This is a genomic window from Zobellia laminariae (genome assembly GCF_030553095.1).
Taxonomy (GTDB): domain Bacteria; phylum Bacteroidota; class Bacteroidia; order Flavobacteriales; family Flavobacteriaceae; genus Zobellia; species Zobellia laminariae.
Genome location: NZ_CP130738.1, coordinates 865672 through 882335, shown reverse-complemented (window position 1 = coordinate 882335; position 16664 = coordinate 865672). Strand labels below are relative to the sequence as shown.

The following is a 16664-nucleotide window of genomic DNA, read 5'->3' as shown; positions in this document are numbered from 1 at the left end:
AATAGCAATAAAGGATTTCATTTAACTTGCATTTTTAGTTTAAAAGGGGAATTTCTTTACTTTTGTTATCTCAACAAAACAACTATGTGCAGGAATTATTTCATCTTATTTTTCTCAGTATTTACAATCTCTTTTTTGCCATCCAGCTCCTTCGGTCAGAAAAAATCTAAAGAACAAAGTGAGGCGCCATTAAAAACCAATCCCAAACTGGTAGTTGGTATAATTGTGGATCAGATGAGGTATGATTACATCACCCGTTTCTGGGACCAATATGGTGATGATGGGTTTAAGCGTTTAGTTAACGAAGGATTTAACTGCAAGAACAATCATTATAACTATGCACCTACGTTTACTGGGCCTTACTCACACATCTGTATATACCGGAACAACCCCTGCCATGCACGGTATAATTGGTAATGATTGGTATGATAAAACTACAGAAAATGATGTTTACTGCGCTGGGGACCCTGCTTATAATTCAGTAGGGACAACTTCTGATGCCGGAAAAATGTCGCCACACAGAATGACGGTAACCACGGTAACTGACGAACTTAGATTGCATACCCAAATGAAAGGTAAGACTATTGCTGTTGCTTTAAAAGATAGGGGAGCTATATTGCTTAAGGTGGTCATACAGCTAACGGAGCTTATTGGTTTAGCAATGGTTCGTGGATTACGAGCTCTTACTATATGGATAAGTTGCCTAGTTGGGTTGAAAAATTTAATGCTGAGAAATCGTTTGATGCTTACAAGAAACCTTGGAAGACATTAAAAAATATTAAGGATTACGTTGAAAGTGGTGTTGACTACAATGCTTATGAAGGTTTGTTTAAAGGAGAGAAGTCTTCTGTTTTTCCTCATAACATCCCAAAACTTTGGGATGAGAATGGAAAATATGAAATGTTGAAAGCAACCCCTTTTGGTAATAGTATGACCGCAGATTTTGCCATAGTTGCATTGGAAGCTGAACAGTTGGGGTCTGATGAAATAACTGATTTCTTAGCAGTTAGTTTTTCTAGTACGGATTATGTGGGTCATAAGTTTGGAGTAAATTCCAAAGAGGTGCAGGATACATATTTACGATTGGACCAAGATTTGGAACGATTATTTAAAGAATTGGATCGTAAAGTGGGTAAAGGGGATTATACGGTGTTCTTGACAGCGGATCATGCGGCAATTGATGTTCCTTCATACCTAAAGGATCAGAAAATACCAGCAGATTATATTGATTGGGATAGTATGAAAGCTAATTTTAATCAGTTTTTAGAGTTTAACTATGGTACCACAGATATCGTTAAGAATTTTTCAAATTACCAATATTTCCTAGATCATAAAATTATTAAGAATTTAGATTTAAGTGTTCAAGAGGTTCAGGAAGCTATAGCTAAGGAGTTGTTGACCTATAAAGGAATAGATCGTACATATACTGCATACCAAATGTGGCAGAATGATTATACACATGGTATTCCTTATATTCTTCAAAATGGCTATAACCAAAAGCGTTCAGGAGATGTATTACTAGTGCTATCTCCTCTTACCATTTCGTACCCTAAAACCGGTTCTACCCATGGTTCTCCGCAGATTTATGATACGCATGTTCCATTACTTTTTTATGGAGCGGGAATTAAACAGGGTAGCACTGTAGAAAGAACTGAAATAGATGACGTAGCGCCTACTGTTTCTGCATTGTTGGGGATTGCATTTCCGAGCGGAGCTACGGGAACTCCTATAGTTCAGGTGTTAGAATAAAAAGATAACTATGAGCAATCAACCAATAGGGGTTTTTGATTCAGGGGTAGGAGGAACTTCCATTTGGAAAGAAATTCAAAAATTACTGCCTAATGAGAATACCATCTATTTGGCGGATAGTAAGAATGCACCTTATGGGGAGAAATCTCAAGAAGAGATTCTTCAACTTAGTATAAAAAATACAAACCTTCTGTTAGAGAAGGGGTGTAAGATTATTGTTGTTGCCTGTAATACGGCAACAACAAATGCTATTTCATACTTAAGAACAAATTACAGTTTACCTTTTATAGGTATAGAGCCTGCTATTAAGCCAGCTGCATTACAATCCGAATCTAAGACAATTGGTGTGTTGGCAACTAAGGGAACGCTTTCTAGTAGCCTTTTTCATAGCACTTCAGAAAACCATGCCCATGGTATTAAAGTAATAGAGCAAGAAGGTACAGGTTTAGTTCCGTTAATAGAAAACGGCAAAGTAGATGCGGAAGAAACAAGGTTGCTTTTGAACACCTATGTAGAACCAATGCTTGATCAGGGTATGGATTGCTTAGTATTGGGCTGTACGCATTATCCGTATTTAATTCCTGTATTAAAAAGTATGTTACCAGAGCATGTAAAAATCATTGATTCAGGTGAGGCGGTAGCTAGACAAGTGAAAGCTATTTTAGAAAAAAACGATATCCTGAATACTTCGGAAAAACCTGTAAAGCATCAGTTTTATACCAATGTAAATCCAGATGTACTAAAAAACTTTGTTGAAGGTGTAGCGGATAATATTTTGGTAGGTCAACTAGCTTTTTAGATAGGTAAGATATGTAAACGCGTATTTGTGTTTTTCATCTTTTAGATGGTACTGCTCGGTAGCAAGCTCCCAGATAGTTTCATCTATTTCCGGAAAAAACGTATCGGCATCTTCAAAAGTACCATGTACACGGGTCAGTTCAATTTTATTGGCTAACTCCATTCCTAATTTATAAATTTCACCGCCTCCTATTATAAAGGATAACGGCTCATCTTTTACAAGTTCCAAAGCTTCAGGTAAGGAATGCACCACAACACATGCGTCGTAACCTACGGTGTAGTTTTTATCCCTTGTAATAATCACATGTTTGCGATTTGGAAGTGGCTTAGGGAAACTCTCGTATGTTTTTCGGCCCATAATAATGGTATGGCCAGAGGTAAGGTTTTTAAACCTTTTAAAGTCATCCGGTAAATGCCACAGAAGGTCATTGTCCTTCCCTAAGGCATTATCTTCGGCCGCTGCTGCAATCATGGCTATGGTGTTGTTCATGGTTCAATTTTTTTGTTGATTTTAGCAAGCGGAAAATCGGTCTCTATCTCTTTTTGTATTTCTGAAATACGTTTCTTTTGTTTGGCTACAAGTTTTTCACGTTGAGCGCGTTCCCAGTCCTTACCCATGAATTTTTGTGTGATAAAAACATTAAAAGCATGAATGATAAATAAGAAGGCCCAGAAGGTAATGCACCAGATGAACCAATCATAGGTATCACCATATTTTAGAATCTTATTAATTAGAATCATAAAGACACTACCAATAAGAAAGATTACAAAATGAACGTATAGACGCTTCTTTTGCTTGATGCGTGTTTGGGCGTTTTCGAGCATTTCGTGTTGCTCAAGATCTACTTCAGACCGGTTTTTGTTTTTAGAGAACATACGAATCGTTACCTTTAGTCTACAAAGATAAGGCAATTGCCGACACAGAAAATACCAGATGAAAAATACCCGAAAACACTTTCCTGTTCTAAGTCAGTACATATATGCAAATACTGCTTCGGCAGGATTACTAAGTGATGATTTAATGGAGTGGAGGCAAGAACATGACTTAGATTATTTAATAGGAGGTAGTAACTTTAGAAACAAAGTGGCTATGAAAACAGTTTCGGAAACTCGCGAAACTGTAGCTAATTTTTTTGGTGCGAAAAAAGAACACATCCTTAGTTCAAAATTTCTCACTTGGGTTAAATATGCTTCTGGAAGGACTGGATAGAAAGCATAAAGTACTTTTAATAAAAGACGATTATCCGTCTGTGAACTGGTCTTTTGAATATAGGGGTTTTGAAGTCTCTTATGTAGAATTGAACGAGAATTTAGAGGAGAACATTCTGGATACAATTAGGAAAGATGATATATCCATATTGGCTTTAAGTTTAGTTCAGTGGACTGATGGATTTAAAATTAATATGAATTTTCTTACAAAAGTTAAATCAGAATTTCCTAACTTGAAGATTATTGCGGATGGGACACAGTTCTGCGGAACTGAAGATTTTGATTTTGAAAGTTCACCAATAGACGTTCTTGGAGCAAGTGCCTATAAGTGGTTGTTATCCGGTTACGGAAATGGATTTATGTTATTTAAGGATGGAGTTGAGGAAATATTTAACGTACGTGTAATAGGTTTTAATGCTTCAAGACATGATTTAGGGGCTAGGGATAGAATACCATTTGCTAATCATTTTGAACCAGGACATTTGGATACGTTAACTTTTGGAAGTTTAAAATTTTCTCTAGAGTATTTAAATACTTTAGGTAAACAAGCAATTGAGGAGCAATTAAAAATACTCTCTACCAAGGCACACCAAGAGCTAGGTCAATTAGGCCTTTTATCCAAGGTAATTGTTGGAAAAGAAGAGCATAGTACCATTTTTAATATTAAGGGAGATGACGCCTTATTTAAGAATTTAACCGAGAATGAGGTCATTTGTTCTCAGCGTGGTGAAGGTATTAGATTTAGTTTTCATTTCTATAACACCGAAGAAGATATTAATGAGGTTGTAAAAATCTTAAAGACAGTAATATAGAGCTTGATAAAGTAAAGAATATAGACTCTTTTTTTACGTCTACACACTATTTGTTAAGTGAATATTGCGAAAATGATAAAAATGCGTTAATCATTGTATATGAGCATTTTAATATATTAGTTTTGCCTTCTAATTAGGGAAACAAAAATCAATTTAAAATAATACATAATGGCAATTTCAAAACAGTATTTAAAAACAAAACCCGTGTGTAAAGTAACTTTTACAGTTCCTGCGGAAGAAGCAACAAAAGTAGCAGTTGTAGGTGATTTCAACAATTGGAAAGCTAACAAGGCAAGTGCATTGAAGAAATTAAAAAATGGTAACTTTAAAGGTACTATAGAGCTTCCTAAAGAAACTTCTTTTGAATTTAAGTATATCGTAGACGGAAACTATGTAAACGAGGCAGAAGCTGATCGTTACCAGTGGAATGATTTTGCAGGTGGCGAAAATGCCGTTCTGGATCTATAATCTTTTCGTTAGATAAATATAGAAAGCCGGAACATGAAAATGTTCCGGCTTTTTTTTTATAATCAATTGAGTTGATAGTTGTATTTCTTATGCTTCTACGGTAACTCCTTTCCAGAAAGCCACACGTCCTTTAATACCTTTGGCAAGCGGACTCACTTCTGGATAATACCACGCTGCATCAGCATTTTCTTTGCCATCTACCGCTAAGGTGTAATAATGGGCCTTACCTTTCCACGGGCAAGTAGTATGTGTTTGACTGGTTTTAAAGTATTCTTTTTTGATGCTTTCAGCAGGAAAATAATGATTGTTTTCTACCACTACTGTTTCATCACTTTCGGCTATTACCGTACCGTTCCATATTGCTTTCATATCAAATAATTTAAGAGCCAACTGTTAGATGGCACATTATCACTGTGGTTTGATGAGTAAGTCTTGTTATCTTTTTCTCAGTACAAAATTCTTGTAGAACTTCTCTGAGTCGGAAAACTCTGTTTCTATTTTTAGACCAGCTTCTTCCGCTAACCAAGCAACTACTTTATCATCGTATTTTTGAGAGATTTCAGTGTGTATTGTCTCCCATTGTTTAAAATCAATTAGTACGTCTAAGCTGTCAATACTTACAGTCTGGTCTTCTTTAGACACTAAGTAGCTCTTTGCAGTACCGGTTTCTGGGTCGTAGACTTCCCAGTGAAGAAATTTATCCAAATCAAAATTACCACCTAGCTCATTGTTAATTCTAGCCAAAACATTTTTATTAAATGCTGCTGTAATACCGGTCTGGTCATTATAGGCGTCTAGTATAGTTTGCGGGTTTTTCTTCATATCAAAACCTATGAAAAACAGATCTTCGTCTTGCATGAGTTCTTGAACACTTTTAAGAAAATCTATAGCCTGTTCATGAAGTAAGTTTCCAATGTTTGAGCCTAAAAATAGAATAACCTTCTTAGTTCCGTTTTCTGAATTGATTTCTTCTAAGGCTTCAAAATAAGTACCTTGTTGAGGTTCTACCGTAACGTTTGGTAACTCTTTTCGGAGTGATTTTTCCAGACCATTAAGTACATTCTGACTTATGTCTATAGGTTGGTATTTAAAATCGAAACCGTTTTCAGATAAATATTTTAGTAGAATTTTAGTCTTTTTACCATCACCAGCTCCTAATTCAATAAGTTTAAATTTAAGATTTCCCGAAGCAAAGAGCTCTGATATTTCTGCCGTATGGTTCAAAAGAATATCATATTCCTTTTGCGTCAGATAGTATTCTGGCATATTCATTATATCCTGAAACAGCTTATCTCCTTTTTCATCATAAAAGTATTTAGATGATAAATGTTTGGGGAAATCAGTCAAACCAGCATGAACTTCTTCTTCAAATTGGGTTGTAAAAATTGCTTTGGTTGATTTTTGCATGCTGTTTAAGTCGGAAATTATCAGAAAACTATACGTATGATATAAAAATTATTTGGCTAATCGTAATCCGGTGTATTGCCATCGTAGACTAGTCTGAAAGAAATTACGATAGGTAGGTCTTGTATGGCGTATGGGGGTTGCGACAGATCCTCCTCGCAATACTTTTTGATTTACCATAAACTTGCCGTTATATTCTCCAAGAGCTCCGTCCGCTTTTTTGTAGAAGGGATAGGGTAGGTAGGCACTTTCGGTCCATTCCCATCTTTGGCCCCAAGAGAAATTAGATTGGGCGGCTTCCCACTCAAATTCCGTGGCAAGACGGCATCCTTTCCATTGTGCAAAAGCAAACGCTTCAAAGTATGAAATATGCGTAACAGGGGCTTCGGGTGTAACTTTTTGAAGTCCATTTAGTGTATAATTATGCCAAACTCCATCAATTAAATGCCAATATAAGGGAGCAGAAATTCCATTCTGATTCACCCAGTCCCAACCTTCGGCATGCCAGAGATCAAATTTTTTGTAACCTCCTGCTTCTATAAATTCAATATATTCTTGATTGGTAATTAAATTGCTAGCTATTTTAAAGGGATGTAAATATACCTTGTGCCTGCCTAGCTCATTATCATAACAGAACGCGTCCGAATTATGACCAATTTCGTAAATGCCTTCATCCATAGAAATCCATTCTTGGGATTCAGTTTCAATAGGATGTTCTGTAAAACTATCAGAGTAGATTGGGAGTAGGGGATTGTTGCCCAGAATAAACTTAATGTCAGTCAAGAGTAATTCTTGATGCTGTTTCTCATGATGTATGCCTATTTCTAAAAGGTCATATAATTCTTGACTTTGTGTTGTGCTAAATAAATTTTTAATGGCTTGAGTTACATGCGTGCGGTATGCATAAACACGTTCTACCGAAGGTCTTGATAGATTACCACGGTCAGAACGTACCACCCGTTTGCCTACGGTTTCATAATAGCTGTTGAATACAAAGGAGAAATCTTCGTCAAAAATCATATAGCCCTTAAAATGGGGCTTAAGAATAAATTCTTCAAAAAACCAAGTCGTATGACCTAGATGCCATTTTGGTGGAGAAACGTCTATAATAGGTTGCACTACATAGTCTTCGATTTCTAGAGGTTCGCAAATATTTTCAGTGTGTTTGCGGGTCTCTAAAAAAAAATCAACAAGGGAATCAGTCAAGGTCATAGCAATTCTAATATCCTATAAATATAAGGATTATAGAAAGTACGCAGTGGACTCAATACTAATTTTGGTGAACGCTATACGGCAACAGCTCCTTTAATGTGTGGATGAGGGTTATAATCTTCTAAGCTGAAATCCTCAAAATTAAAATCGAAAATATCTTTTATTTCAGGGTTGATAACCATTTTGGGTAGCGGACGAGTTTCACGACTCAATTGCAATTCTACCTGTTCCATATGGTTATTATAGATGTGGGCATCACCAAAAGTGTGAATAAATTCACCAGCTTCGTAACCACATACTTGTGCCATCATCATAGTGAATAGAGCGTAGGAGGCAATATTAAAAGGCACCCCTAGGAAGATGTCTGCACTACGTTGATACAGTTGACATGAGAGCTTACCATCAGAAACATAAAATTGAAAGAATGCGTGACATGGAGGAAGCGCTGCTTTACCATTGGCTACATTCTCAGAAAACGATTTTGAGGTGTCAGGAAGTACGCTTGGGTTCCAAGCGGAAACCAACATACGTCTACTGCTAGGGTTATTTTTTAAAGATTCAATAACATCTTTAATCTGATCAATTTCATCATTGTTCCAGTTACGCCATTGGTGGCCGTAAACAGGACCTAGGTCTCCATTCTCATCTGCCCAATCATTCCAGATACGCACGCCATTTTCTTGGAGGTATTTGATATTCGTATCACCTTTCAAGAACCAAAGTAATTCATAAACAATAGACTTCAGGTGTAACTTTTTGGTAGTTACCATAGGAAAACCTTTGCTTAGGTCAAAACGCATTTGATGTCCAAAAACGCTTAAAGTTCCTGTTCCTGTGCGGTCTCCTTTTTGGTTACCGTTTTCTAGTACGTGCTTTAGTAAATCGTGGTATTGTTTCATAGTGGGGCAAAAATAGAAGTTTGTAGGTAAAAGCTCAAAAACTACTTGTTGTAGTTATTAGAGATTTATTAACCAAAATATTTTCTGTTGAAGTAAAGAGTATTAATTTACCCTAAAATCATACCTGCAATAGTAGCAGATAACAAGGATGCTATAGAACCACCAAGAACAGCTTTAAGACCAAATTCTGAAAGGGTTTTACGTTGGCCTGGAGCTAATGAGCCTATGCCACCAATTTGTATCCCTATGGATGCAAAGTTTGCGAACCCACAAAGCATATACGTTGCCATGATTACAGATTTGTTATAGGTAAAGCTAGCTCCTGTAGCCATGTTTTTTAGTTCAGCCAACTGGATGTAGCCTACGAATTCACTGGCTACCAGCTTAATTCCCAAGAGTTGCCCCATGAGCATAATATCTTCGTTAGCAACACCAATAAGCCACATTAATGGAGCAAAGATAGTCCCAAGAATGGCCTCCAATGAAAATTTATCGTAAGATGTGTTTAGAGCGACCCATTGGTTTAAGGAGGTCAAATCGCCAATCCAATCTAGAATTCCGTTTAACATGGCAATCATAGCCACGAAAACCAAAAGCATGGCCCCAACGTTGACGGCCAATCTTAAACCTTCTGTAGTACCGTTAGCAATAGCATCCAAAACATTAGAGCCAATCTTCTCAGAAGATACGGCCACATCTGTATTTACTGCTTCTGTTTGTGGGTATAATATTTTTGAAATTACAATGGCGCCTTATGCGGCCATAACGGATGCCGCCAAAAGGTGTTTGGCAAATACCAACTGTAATACCTTATCTTCTCCTCCTAAGAATCCAATGTACGCAGCTAAAACAGCGCCGGCAACAGTAGCCATTCCGCCTATCATCACTAGAAGAATTTCAGACTTGGTCATTTTTTCCAAGTAAGCTTTAATCAATAATGGTGCTTCGGTCTGTCCTAAAAAGATGTTTCCAGCAACAGATAGACTTTCTGCTCCAGAAATACCTAGAGTTTTTGAAAGCATCCATGCTAGTACTCTCACTACCTTTTGGATGATGCCCAAATAAAATAGTAATGAGGTAAGTGCTGAAAAGAAAATAATGGTAGGTAATACCTGAAAAGCAAAAATATAACCGAATGTACCGGTGTCAACTACGAGCCCTTCAAAAAGAAATTTACTTCCCGCACGGGTAAAACCCAGAATACTAATGAAAACTTCGCCAATGGACTCAAATACTCTTTGAATAAATGGAATTTTAAGCACGCCTATGGCAATAACTAATTGCAATGTAAGGCCAATACCAACGGTCTTCCAATTGATGGCTCTGCGATTTGAACTGAATAAAAATGAAATGAGTAAAAGTACCGCCATACCCAATATGCCACGGCTTAAGCTATTGAAGCTAAAACCTGCATTAGGTTGGATGTGATTGGTATTTTGTGAAACTATATCATTTATAGCAGCCGTTTCTGCGGCTGGTACTGCAATCGTTTCTTGTGCTATGGATGGGAAAAAAATAAATAGGGCAAGTAGAACAATCCAAAGGTTGATTTTCATAGGGTACTTGCTTGTTTATCAGTTTCTTTTGGAAATCTCGTCACGTAGCTTAGCCGCTTTTTCGTAATCTTCATTGTTAACGGCTAGGTCTAGTTCTTTGTGGAGTTCGTCAATAGAAAGTTCTGTGTAACCATCTGTTGCTCCAGATTCTATTTCTACGGTTTCGCCTTCTTGCAAAATTTCATCTACCACAATACTATCGTCAGTCTCTTCCTTATCCTTGTCTTTTGACGAAAATTTAAGGAAGATTCCGGCTTTATCCAAAATGGTTTTATAAGTGAAGATAGGTGCATTAAAGCGGAGTGCCAAAGCAATGGCATCGCTGGTTCTGGCATCTATAATCTCTTCAATTTTATCGCGTTCGCAAATAATACTAGAGTAAAAAACACCATCTACCAACTTGTGGATAATGACCTGTTTGATTACAATATCAAAGCGATCCGAAAAGTTTTTGAACAAATCGTGAGTCAAAGGCCTTGGCGGCTTTATTTCTTTCTCAAGTGCAATAGCAATTGATTGCGCTTCAAAAGCACCAATGACAATGGGTAGTTTACGATCGCCTTCCACTTCGTTCAGAATAAGAGCGTATGCTCCATTCTGTGTTTGGCTATAGGATATTCCTTTTATTTTTAACCTGACTAAGCTCATAGAATCATTAAAATACAAAAGACTGTTTAAATACGGGCGAACCATGCATTTAAACAGCCCTTTAATAAGCGCAAATTAACGAAAATTAAGCGTTTTGTGCTTTAAATTCTTTTAATTTTTCAATGAGTTGAGGTACTACTTCAAAGGCATCACCTACAATTCCATAGTCTGCAGCCTTGAAAAATGGGGCTTCAGCGTCAGAGTTGATGACTACTTTTGTTTTGGAAGAGCTAACTCCTGCCAAATGCTGAATGGCACCTGAGATACCTATTGCGATATAAAGATTAGCCGCAACAGGCTTTCCTGTTTGGCCAACATGCTCTCCATGAGGTCTCCATCCCATATCGGAAACAGGCTTGGAACAAGCTGTAGCTGCACCAAGAACTTCTGCAAGTTCTTCTATCATTCCCCAGTTTTCAGGTCCTTTAAGGCCTCTTCCGCCAGAAACTACAATATCTGCATCTGCAATAGTAACTTGACCGGCTACTTTATCTATTTCAATGGACTTAACTGAAAAATCAGCATCACTTAAATCGGCATTAAAAGCCTCAACTGCTGCAGTCGTTGCATTTTCTTTTAGGCCAAAAGAATTGTTGGAAACACCTATAATCTTAGTCTCTGTGGTAATTTCGGTATGTGCGAAACCTTTATTACTAAAAGTCGTACGCTTTACTGTAAATGGTGATGCGCTTTCAGGAGCCGCAACCACATTTGGTACGTAACCAGCTTTTAATTTAGCAGCTAGAATAGGGGCTAAAAATTTACTGTTGGTACTAGAACTTACTATGATTACTTGAATATTCTCATTTTTTGCAGCCTGTGCAATACTGTTAGCGTAAGCAAGAGCATTAAATGTAGCTAATTTGTCATCTGTTACATTTAATACTTTGGAAACACCATAAGTACCTAGTTCATCGTTACTAGTTGCATTAAAAGAAATTGCGGTAACTGATGAGCCTAATTGATCTGCTACTGCTTTGGCATATGATGCCACTTCAAAAGCACTCTTTTTAAGTTTTCCGTTTTCGGATTCTGTATATACTAATACTGACATTTGTGTATTGTTTTATTTTTTAGAGATAAAGCTTAACTGTATATGGTAGTTTCCAGTGTTTTGGTAAAAGAACCGGTATCTAGAAAATTGTAACCTATATATAGTGACTAAATTACTTTGGCTTCATTGTGAAGTAATTGTACTAATTCTTCAGCTGAATTAACCAATTTAACGCTTCCTTTAGCTACAGGCTTATCAAATTTAACGTCTTTGGTAGCAACTGTAGCGTCAACAGGCTCTATCACGGTAAGTGTCTTTTTTCTTGCCATCATAATACCACGCATGTTGGGTATTTTAAGGTCGCTCTCTTGTACAAGGCCTTTTTGTCCTCCAATAACTAGGGGAAGTGAAGTCTGTACCGTTTCTTTTCCGCCATCTATTTCTCTTATAGCGGTAGCTGTAGTGCCTTCAACCTCAAGACTAATACAAGTATTTACGAAATTCATTCCTAAAAGAGTAGCTAAAATCCTGGAACCATACCTCCGTTATAATCAATACTTTCTCTACCGGCAATAATAAGGTCGTATGCTCCATCTTTAATTATGTTGGCCAATTGCTCGGCAACGAAAAAACCGTCTGTTGGAACAGCGTTAATTCTAATGGCTTCATCAGCGCCAATTGCAAGTGCCTTACGCATAGTTGGTTCTACGCTAGCTTCGCCAACTGTAGCAATATGTACTGTTGCTCCTTGCTTTTCTTTAAACCACATGGCGCGTGTTAAACCGAACTCATCGTTAGGGTTTATTACGAACTGTACACCATTGGTGTCAAACTTTGTATCACCATCCGTAAAGTTAATTTTGGAGGTTGTGTCAGGAACATTACTTATGCAAACTAATATTTTCATGTCTATAAAGCTATTTATAATCTAGACGAAGATATGTAATCTTTTTCAAAAATACTATGCATGCATAGTATTTTTTATAACTTATTTTGATTCTTAGAGCCTATTATTTGACATATATTTTCCTATTTTTGCTTGCGTTTTTAACGCACATAATAAAAAGATACTCCATATAATATGAAGACACTACAATTTAGGGAAGCCATCGTTGAGGCGATGTCGGAAGAAATGAGGAAAGACGAGTCAGTTTACCTGATGGGAGAAGAAGTAGCTGAATACAATGGCGCTTATAAAGCTTCTAAAGGAATGCTAGATGAGTTTGGTGCCAAGCGTGTTATAGATACGCCTATTGCAGAATTGGGTTTTGCAGGTATAGGTATAGGATCTACAATGACTGGTTGTCGTCCAATAATAGAGTTTATGACTTTTAACTTTGCTTTGGTGGGTATCGATCAGATCATCAATAACGCAGCTAAAATCCGTCAAATGTCGGGTGGGCAGTTTCCTTGTCCTATCGTTTTTAGAGGACCTACAGGTTCTGCTGGTCAATTGGGTGCTACGCATTCACAAGCTTTTGAAAGTTGGTATGCTAACTGTCCAGGGCTAAAAGTTGTTGTTCCTTCTAATCCTGCAGATGCAAAAGGATTGTTGAAAGCGGCTATCCGAGATAACGATCCTGTTATTTTTATGGAGTCTGAGCAGATGTATGGAGATAAAGGAGAAGTTCCTGAAGGAGACTATACAATTCCATTAGGTGTTGCAGATATTCGTAGAGAAGGTAGTGATGTTACTATCGTTTCTTTTGGTAAAATAATAAAAGAGGCCGATAAAGCTGCTGATGAACTTAAAAAAGAAGGAATAAGCTGTGAGATCATTGACTTGCGTACCGTTAAGCCATTGGATTACGAAGCAATTTTAAAATCGGTTAAGAAAACAAATCGTTTGGTTATTTTAGAAGAGGCTTGGCCTTTTGGTAATGTTGCCTCTGAAATAACTTTTCATGTACAATCTCATGCTTTTGACTATTTAGACGCACCTATACAGAAGATAAACACTGCAGATACACCTGCACCGTATTCTCCTGTTCTGTTAGAGGAATGGTTGCCAAATCATACAGATGTGGTTAATGCAGTGAAGAAAGTGATGTACAAATAGGTATAACAAATTTGTAAAGGTACTTTTGCTTCGCCGACTTAATGTTGGCGAAGCATTTTTTTTAGGAATTCGGTTCAACGTTTTTGTCTTAAATTCAGGTTGTAGGCAAGAAAATAGAGGCGAACTTTAATTTTTATGTAAATACGAGCCAAGAATTATAATAAAATCTGTTCTGGTACATTATTTGTTTATAGAGTACAGAGAAAATTTCTTAGATGAAAAACCTTTTATTATTTGTTGTACTACTTTTTTCTTTGGTTGCCAGCGCGCAAACTAAAGTGGGTGGTATTGTTATTGACGAAGATAACCAGCCGGTAGCTTTTGCCAATGTACTTTTTAAAGGTTCTTATGAAGGTACTATTACCGATGATAATGGTAACTTTTATATGGAGTCCGATGATGACCATCCCGTTCTTCTTATTTCTTTTATAGGGTATGAGAGTGTGGAAATTCCATTGACTTCTAAAGTAACCTATAAGATGAAGGTTGTAATGAAAGAGTCTTCCCAGCAGCTAGATGAGGTAGTTCTTGTTGGTGGAAAGCAGTCTAAGAAAAATAATCCTGCAGTAGATATACTGAGAAAAATATGGGCAAAAAAACGGGAGAACGGTCTACGGAAGTTTAATCAGTATGCTTTTGAGAAGTATGAAAAGGTAGAATTTGACCTGAATACTATTGACAGCGCCCTAATGAAGAAGAAGATATTCAAAGGTCTTGAGTTTGTCTTTAAAGATTTAGATACGTCACGTATTACAGGTAAAACCTATTTGCCAATATTTCTGAACGAGACCTTCTCTAAAGTCTATGGAGATAATCGTCTTGATGAAGAGAAAGAAGACATCTTGGGTAATAAAAACTCCGGTTTTGATAACAACCAGTCTATAATTGCTTTTGTTGCGGATCTGTATCAAGAGTATGATATCTACGATAATTACCTGAAATTTTTCGATAAAAGTTTTACCAGCCCATTGTCACGAACAGGGGTTGACGTTTATAACTATGCATTGCGCGATAGTGCATTTATAGAAGATAAGTGGTGTTATAATATTGTCTATTACCCAAGACGGAAGAACGAACTAACTTTTAAAGGTGATTTCTGGGTCAACGATACTACATACGCTGTAAAGAACATCAACTTGGAAGTGACCAAAAGTGCCAACATCAACTGGGTCAAAGAAATATATATTGAGCAAGATTTTGAGGTAATTAATGATTCTGTGTTTCTTTTGAAGCGGGATTATATGATGAGCGACTTTAGTTTTCAGAAGAAAGAAGAATCAAGAGGTATGTATGGTAAGCGTACTACTGTTTTTGATAATTATACTTTTGATCAAAAGAAGCCAAAAGAATTCTACAAGACAGAGAGTAACCCTTATGATACTGCAGTCCTAAATCGTGATAGTACTTTTTGGGAGAATAGTAGGTTGGAGAGCTTAAATAAGGACGAAAAAGGAATTTATCAGCTTTTAGATACCTTAAAAACAGTACCAAAATTTAGGTCTTACTACAATTTGGTCAGTATTTTGGGTAGTGGTTTTGTAGAGATTGATAAGTGGAACATGGACATTGGTTCCGTTTATGATGTTTTTGGTTATAACCAAGCAGAAGGGCCACGTGTTCGTATTGGTGCACGTTCGTATTTTGGAGAAAATGACCTTTGGCGTGTTGAAGGGTATACAGCTTATGGTTTCACCGATAAAAAATTCAAGCACGGTATGTCCGGTAAAATATTGCTTGATAAAAAGAGTAGGCTTATTGTTTCAGGTGGTAACAGGAGAGATATTGAACAGTTAGGTGTAAGTCTTACTGCCACGAATGATGTGCTCGGTAGAAGTATAGCTTCGTCTTCATTGGTGACTGTTGGTGCTAATAATAGGTTAACGAATATCAACCTGAGCAAATTCAATATAGAAATTGAACCTGTAACCAACCTTAGGCTTGGGATAGGAGGAACGTTTAGAAAGTTAAGTTCGGCCTTACCAGATGATTTTAGTCTAGATTATGTAGATGCAGATTCTCCAACAGGAATTTCATCAGAGATAAACCAGTTCGATTTTAATGCATTGGTAGTTTATACGCTCTGGAAAAAGAACCATTGGTTATGGCGTGGAACGTAAGGGGATGAACGAAGATTATAGTACACTATTATTGAGTTACACCAAAGGTGTGGATGTGGTTTTTGATAGCGATTTTAGCTATAGTAAATTACAATTCTCTTATAGTCAGCCTTGGCAAATAGGTGGTTTTGGTAGGTTATTCTCAACTTTAGAAATGGGTAAGACCTTTAACACAGTGCCTTTGGGACTATTAAATGTAGTGCTTAAGGTAACCAGACATTCTTTTCGAACTACGGAACATTTCCTAACCTTGACTTCTATGAGTTTGTTACCGATACTTATGTAGCATTGCACTTACAACATAATTTTAATGGTCGTATTTTTTCACGAATTCCTTTGTTGAGGAAACTTAATCTGCGGGAGATTATTGGACTTAGAGGGGTCTGGGGAGATTTGTCTGATGAAAACAAAGCTTTAAGTTTGCCGGCAACTATAAATACACCATTGCAGGCGCCATCTGATAAAATTTACTACGAGTATTCGCTAGGGATTGGTAACATTTTTAAGATTCTTAGAATAGATTTCAACTTTAGAGGTAATTATTTGGATGCTCCAGATGCTCGTCCTTTTAGTGTTACAGGAACGTTTGGGTTTGACTTCTAACTAAATGCTTCAATTGGTCGGTAAAGTGTAGTCCGTTCATTTGTAGTAGTTTATGTTTTTAGACTTTTAAATGCCTATCGCTGTAGTAGACTCTCTTATAATTTGTTGATTCTTATTTTTTACTGCAAAATCAGAT

General features: G+C 36.9%; 13 protein-coding genes and 4 pseudogenes. 7 read left to right on the top strand and 10 right to left on the bottom strand.

The features are described from left to right. Positions 1-84 precede the first annotated feature (84 nt). Together pafA and murI are read left to right on the top strand one after the other, a co-directional pair. A pseudogene (gene pafA / locus Q5W13_RS04300) lies at positions 85-1749 on the top strand (alkaline phosphatase PafA). Positions 1750-1759: 10 nt separating this feature from the next. Beyond that, positions 1760-2548 carry a glutamate racemase gene (gene murI, locus Q5W13_RS04295; RefSeq protein ID WP_304445469.1) on the top strand — a complete coding sequence of 263 codons (789 nt, stop codon included), beginning with the start codon at positions 1760-1762 and terminating at the stop codon, positions 2546-2548. On the opposite strand, the gene Q5W13_RS04290 is transcribed toward murI, so the two are convergent. Further along, on the bottom strand, positions 2537-3037 hold the full coding sequence (locus Q5W13_RS04290) for a dihydrofolate reductase (RefSeq protein WP_304445468.1): 501 nt from the start codon (positions 3035-3037) through the stop codon (positions 2537-2539). The two genes, murI and Q5W13_RS04290, sit on opposite strands and share 12 nt — an antisense overlap. Then, on the bottom strand, positions 3034-3423 hold the full coding sequence (locus Q5W13_RS04285) for a 2TM domain-containing protein (protein ID WP_155597719.1): 390 nt from the start codon (positions 3421-3423) through the stop codon (positions 3034-3036). Before Q5W13_RS04285 ends, Q5W13_RS04290 begins: the two co-directional genes overlap by 4 nt. 58 nt (positions 3424-3481) lie before the next feature. Here Q5W13_RS04285 and Q5W13_RS04280 point away from each other — a divergent pair, with 58 nt between their 5' ends. The 3 genes from Q5W13_RS04280 to Q5W13_RS04270 all read left to right on the top strand — a co-directional run bounded on the left by Q5W13_RS04280 (position 3482) and on the right by Q5W13_RS04270 (position 5036). Further along, positions 3482-3757: a hypothetical protein gene (locus tag Q5W13_RS04280; protein WP_304445467.1), complete on the top strand. Its 276-nt coding sequence runs from the start codon at positions 3482-3484 to the stop codon at positions 3755-3757. Then, entirely contained in the window at positions 3735-4568 is an 834-nt protein-coding gene (locus Q5W13_RS04275) for an aminotransferase class V-fold PLP-dependent enzyme (protein ID WP_304445466.1), read from the top strand. The genes Q5W13_RS04280 and Q5W13_RS04275 overlap by 23 nt, the downstream gene beginning before the upstream one ends. A 168-nt stretch (positions 4569-4736) precedes the next feature. Further along, the gene (locus Q5W13_RS04270; RefSeq protein ID WP_155597717.1) at positions 4737-5036 is read left to right on the top strand and encodes an isoamylase early set domain-containing protein; all 300 of its coding nucleotides are present in this window, start codon (positions 4737-4739) and stop codon (positions 5034-5036) included. 87 nt (positions 5037-5123) lie between these two features. Here Q5W13_RS04270 and Q5W13_RS04265 read toward each other — a convergent pair whose 3' ends face one another. From Q5W13_RS04265 to Q5W13_RS04230, 8 genes and pseudogenes are all read right to left on the bottom strand, one after another. Then, entirely contained in the window at positions 5124-5405 is a 282-nt protein-coding gene (locus Q5W13_RS04265; RefSeq protein WP_304445465.1) for a DUF427 domain-containing protein, read from the bottom strand. A 66-nt stretch (positions 5406-5471) separates the two neighbouring features. Next, entirely contained in the window at positions 5472-6443 is a 972-nt protein-coding gene (gene egtD / locus Q5W13_RS04260; protein WP_304445464.1) for an L-histidine N(alpha)-methyltransferase, read from the bottom strand. Positions 6444-6491: 48 nt separating this feature from the next. Then, positions 6492-7652: an ergothioneine biosynthesis protein EgtB gene (gene egtB, locus Q5W13_RS04255; protein WP_304445463.1), complete on the bottom strand. Its 1161-nt coding sequence runs from the start codon at positions 7650-7652 to the stop codon at positions 6492-6494. 74 nt (positions 7653-7726) lie between these two features. After that, a complete protein-coding gene (locus Q5W13_RS04250; RefSeq protein ID WP_304445462.1) occupies positions 7727-8551 on the bottom strand; it encodes a thymidylate synthase in 825 nt (274 codons plus the stop codon). A gap of 107 nt (positions 8552-8658) precedes the next feature. Next, a pseudogene (locus Q5W13_RS04245) lies at positions 8659-10107 on the bottom strand (NupC/NupG family nucleoside CNT transporter). 18 nt (positions 10108-10125) lie between these two features. Next, positions 10126-10755 carry a bifunctional nuclease family protein gene (locus tag Q5W13_RS04240; protein ID WP_155597711.1) on the bottom strand — a complete coding sequence of 210 codons (630 nt, stop codon included), beginning with the start codon at positions 10753-10755 and terminating at the stop codon, positions 10126-10128. 85 nt (positions 10756-10840) lie between these two features. Next, positions 10841-11809, bottom strand: a complete 969-nt coding sequence (locus Q5W13_RS04235; RefSeq protein WP_304445461.1) for an electron transfer flavoprotein subunit alpha/FixB family protein — start codon at positions 11807-11809, stop codon at positions 10841-10843. 107 nt (positions 11810-11916) lie between these two features. Further along, positions 11917-12656: pseudogene (locus tag Q5W13_RS04230) on the bottom strand (electron transfer flavoprotein subunit beta/FixA family protein). Positions 12657-12830: 174 nt separating this feature from the next. On the opposite strand from Q5W13_RS04230, the gene Q5W13_RS04225 reads away from it, so the two are divergent. Together Q5W13_RS04225 and Q5W13_RS04220 are read left to right on the top strand one after the other, a co-directional pair. Beyond that, on the top strand, positions 12831-13808 hold the full coding sequence (locus Q5W13_RS04225; RefSeq protein WP_304445460.1) for a pyruvate dehydrogenase complex E1 component subunit beta: 978 nt from the start codon (positions 12831-12833) through the stop codon (positions 13806-13808). A 215-nt stretch (positions 13809-14023) separates the two neighbouring features. Further along, positions 14024-16528, top strand: a pseudogene (locus Q5W13_RS04220) (DUF5686 family protein). The last annotated feature ends 136 nt before the right edge of the window (positions 16529-16664 follow it).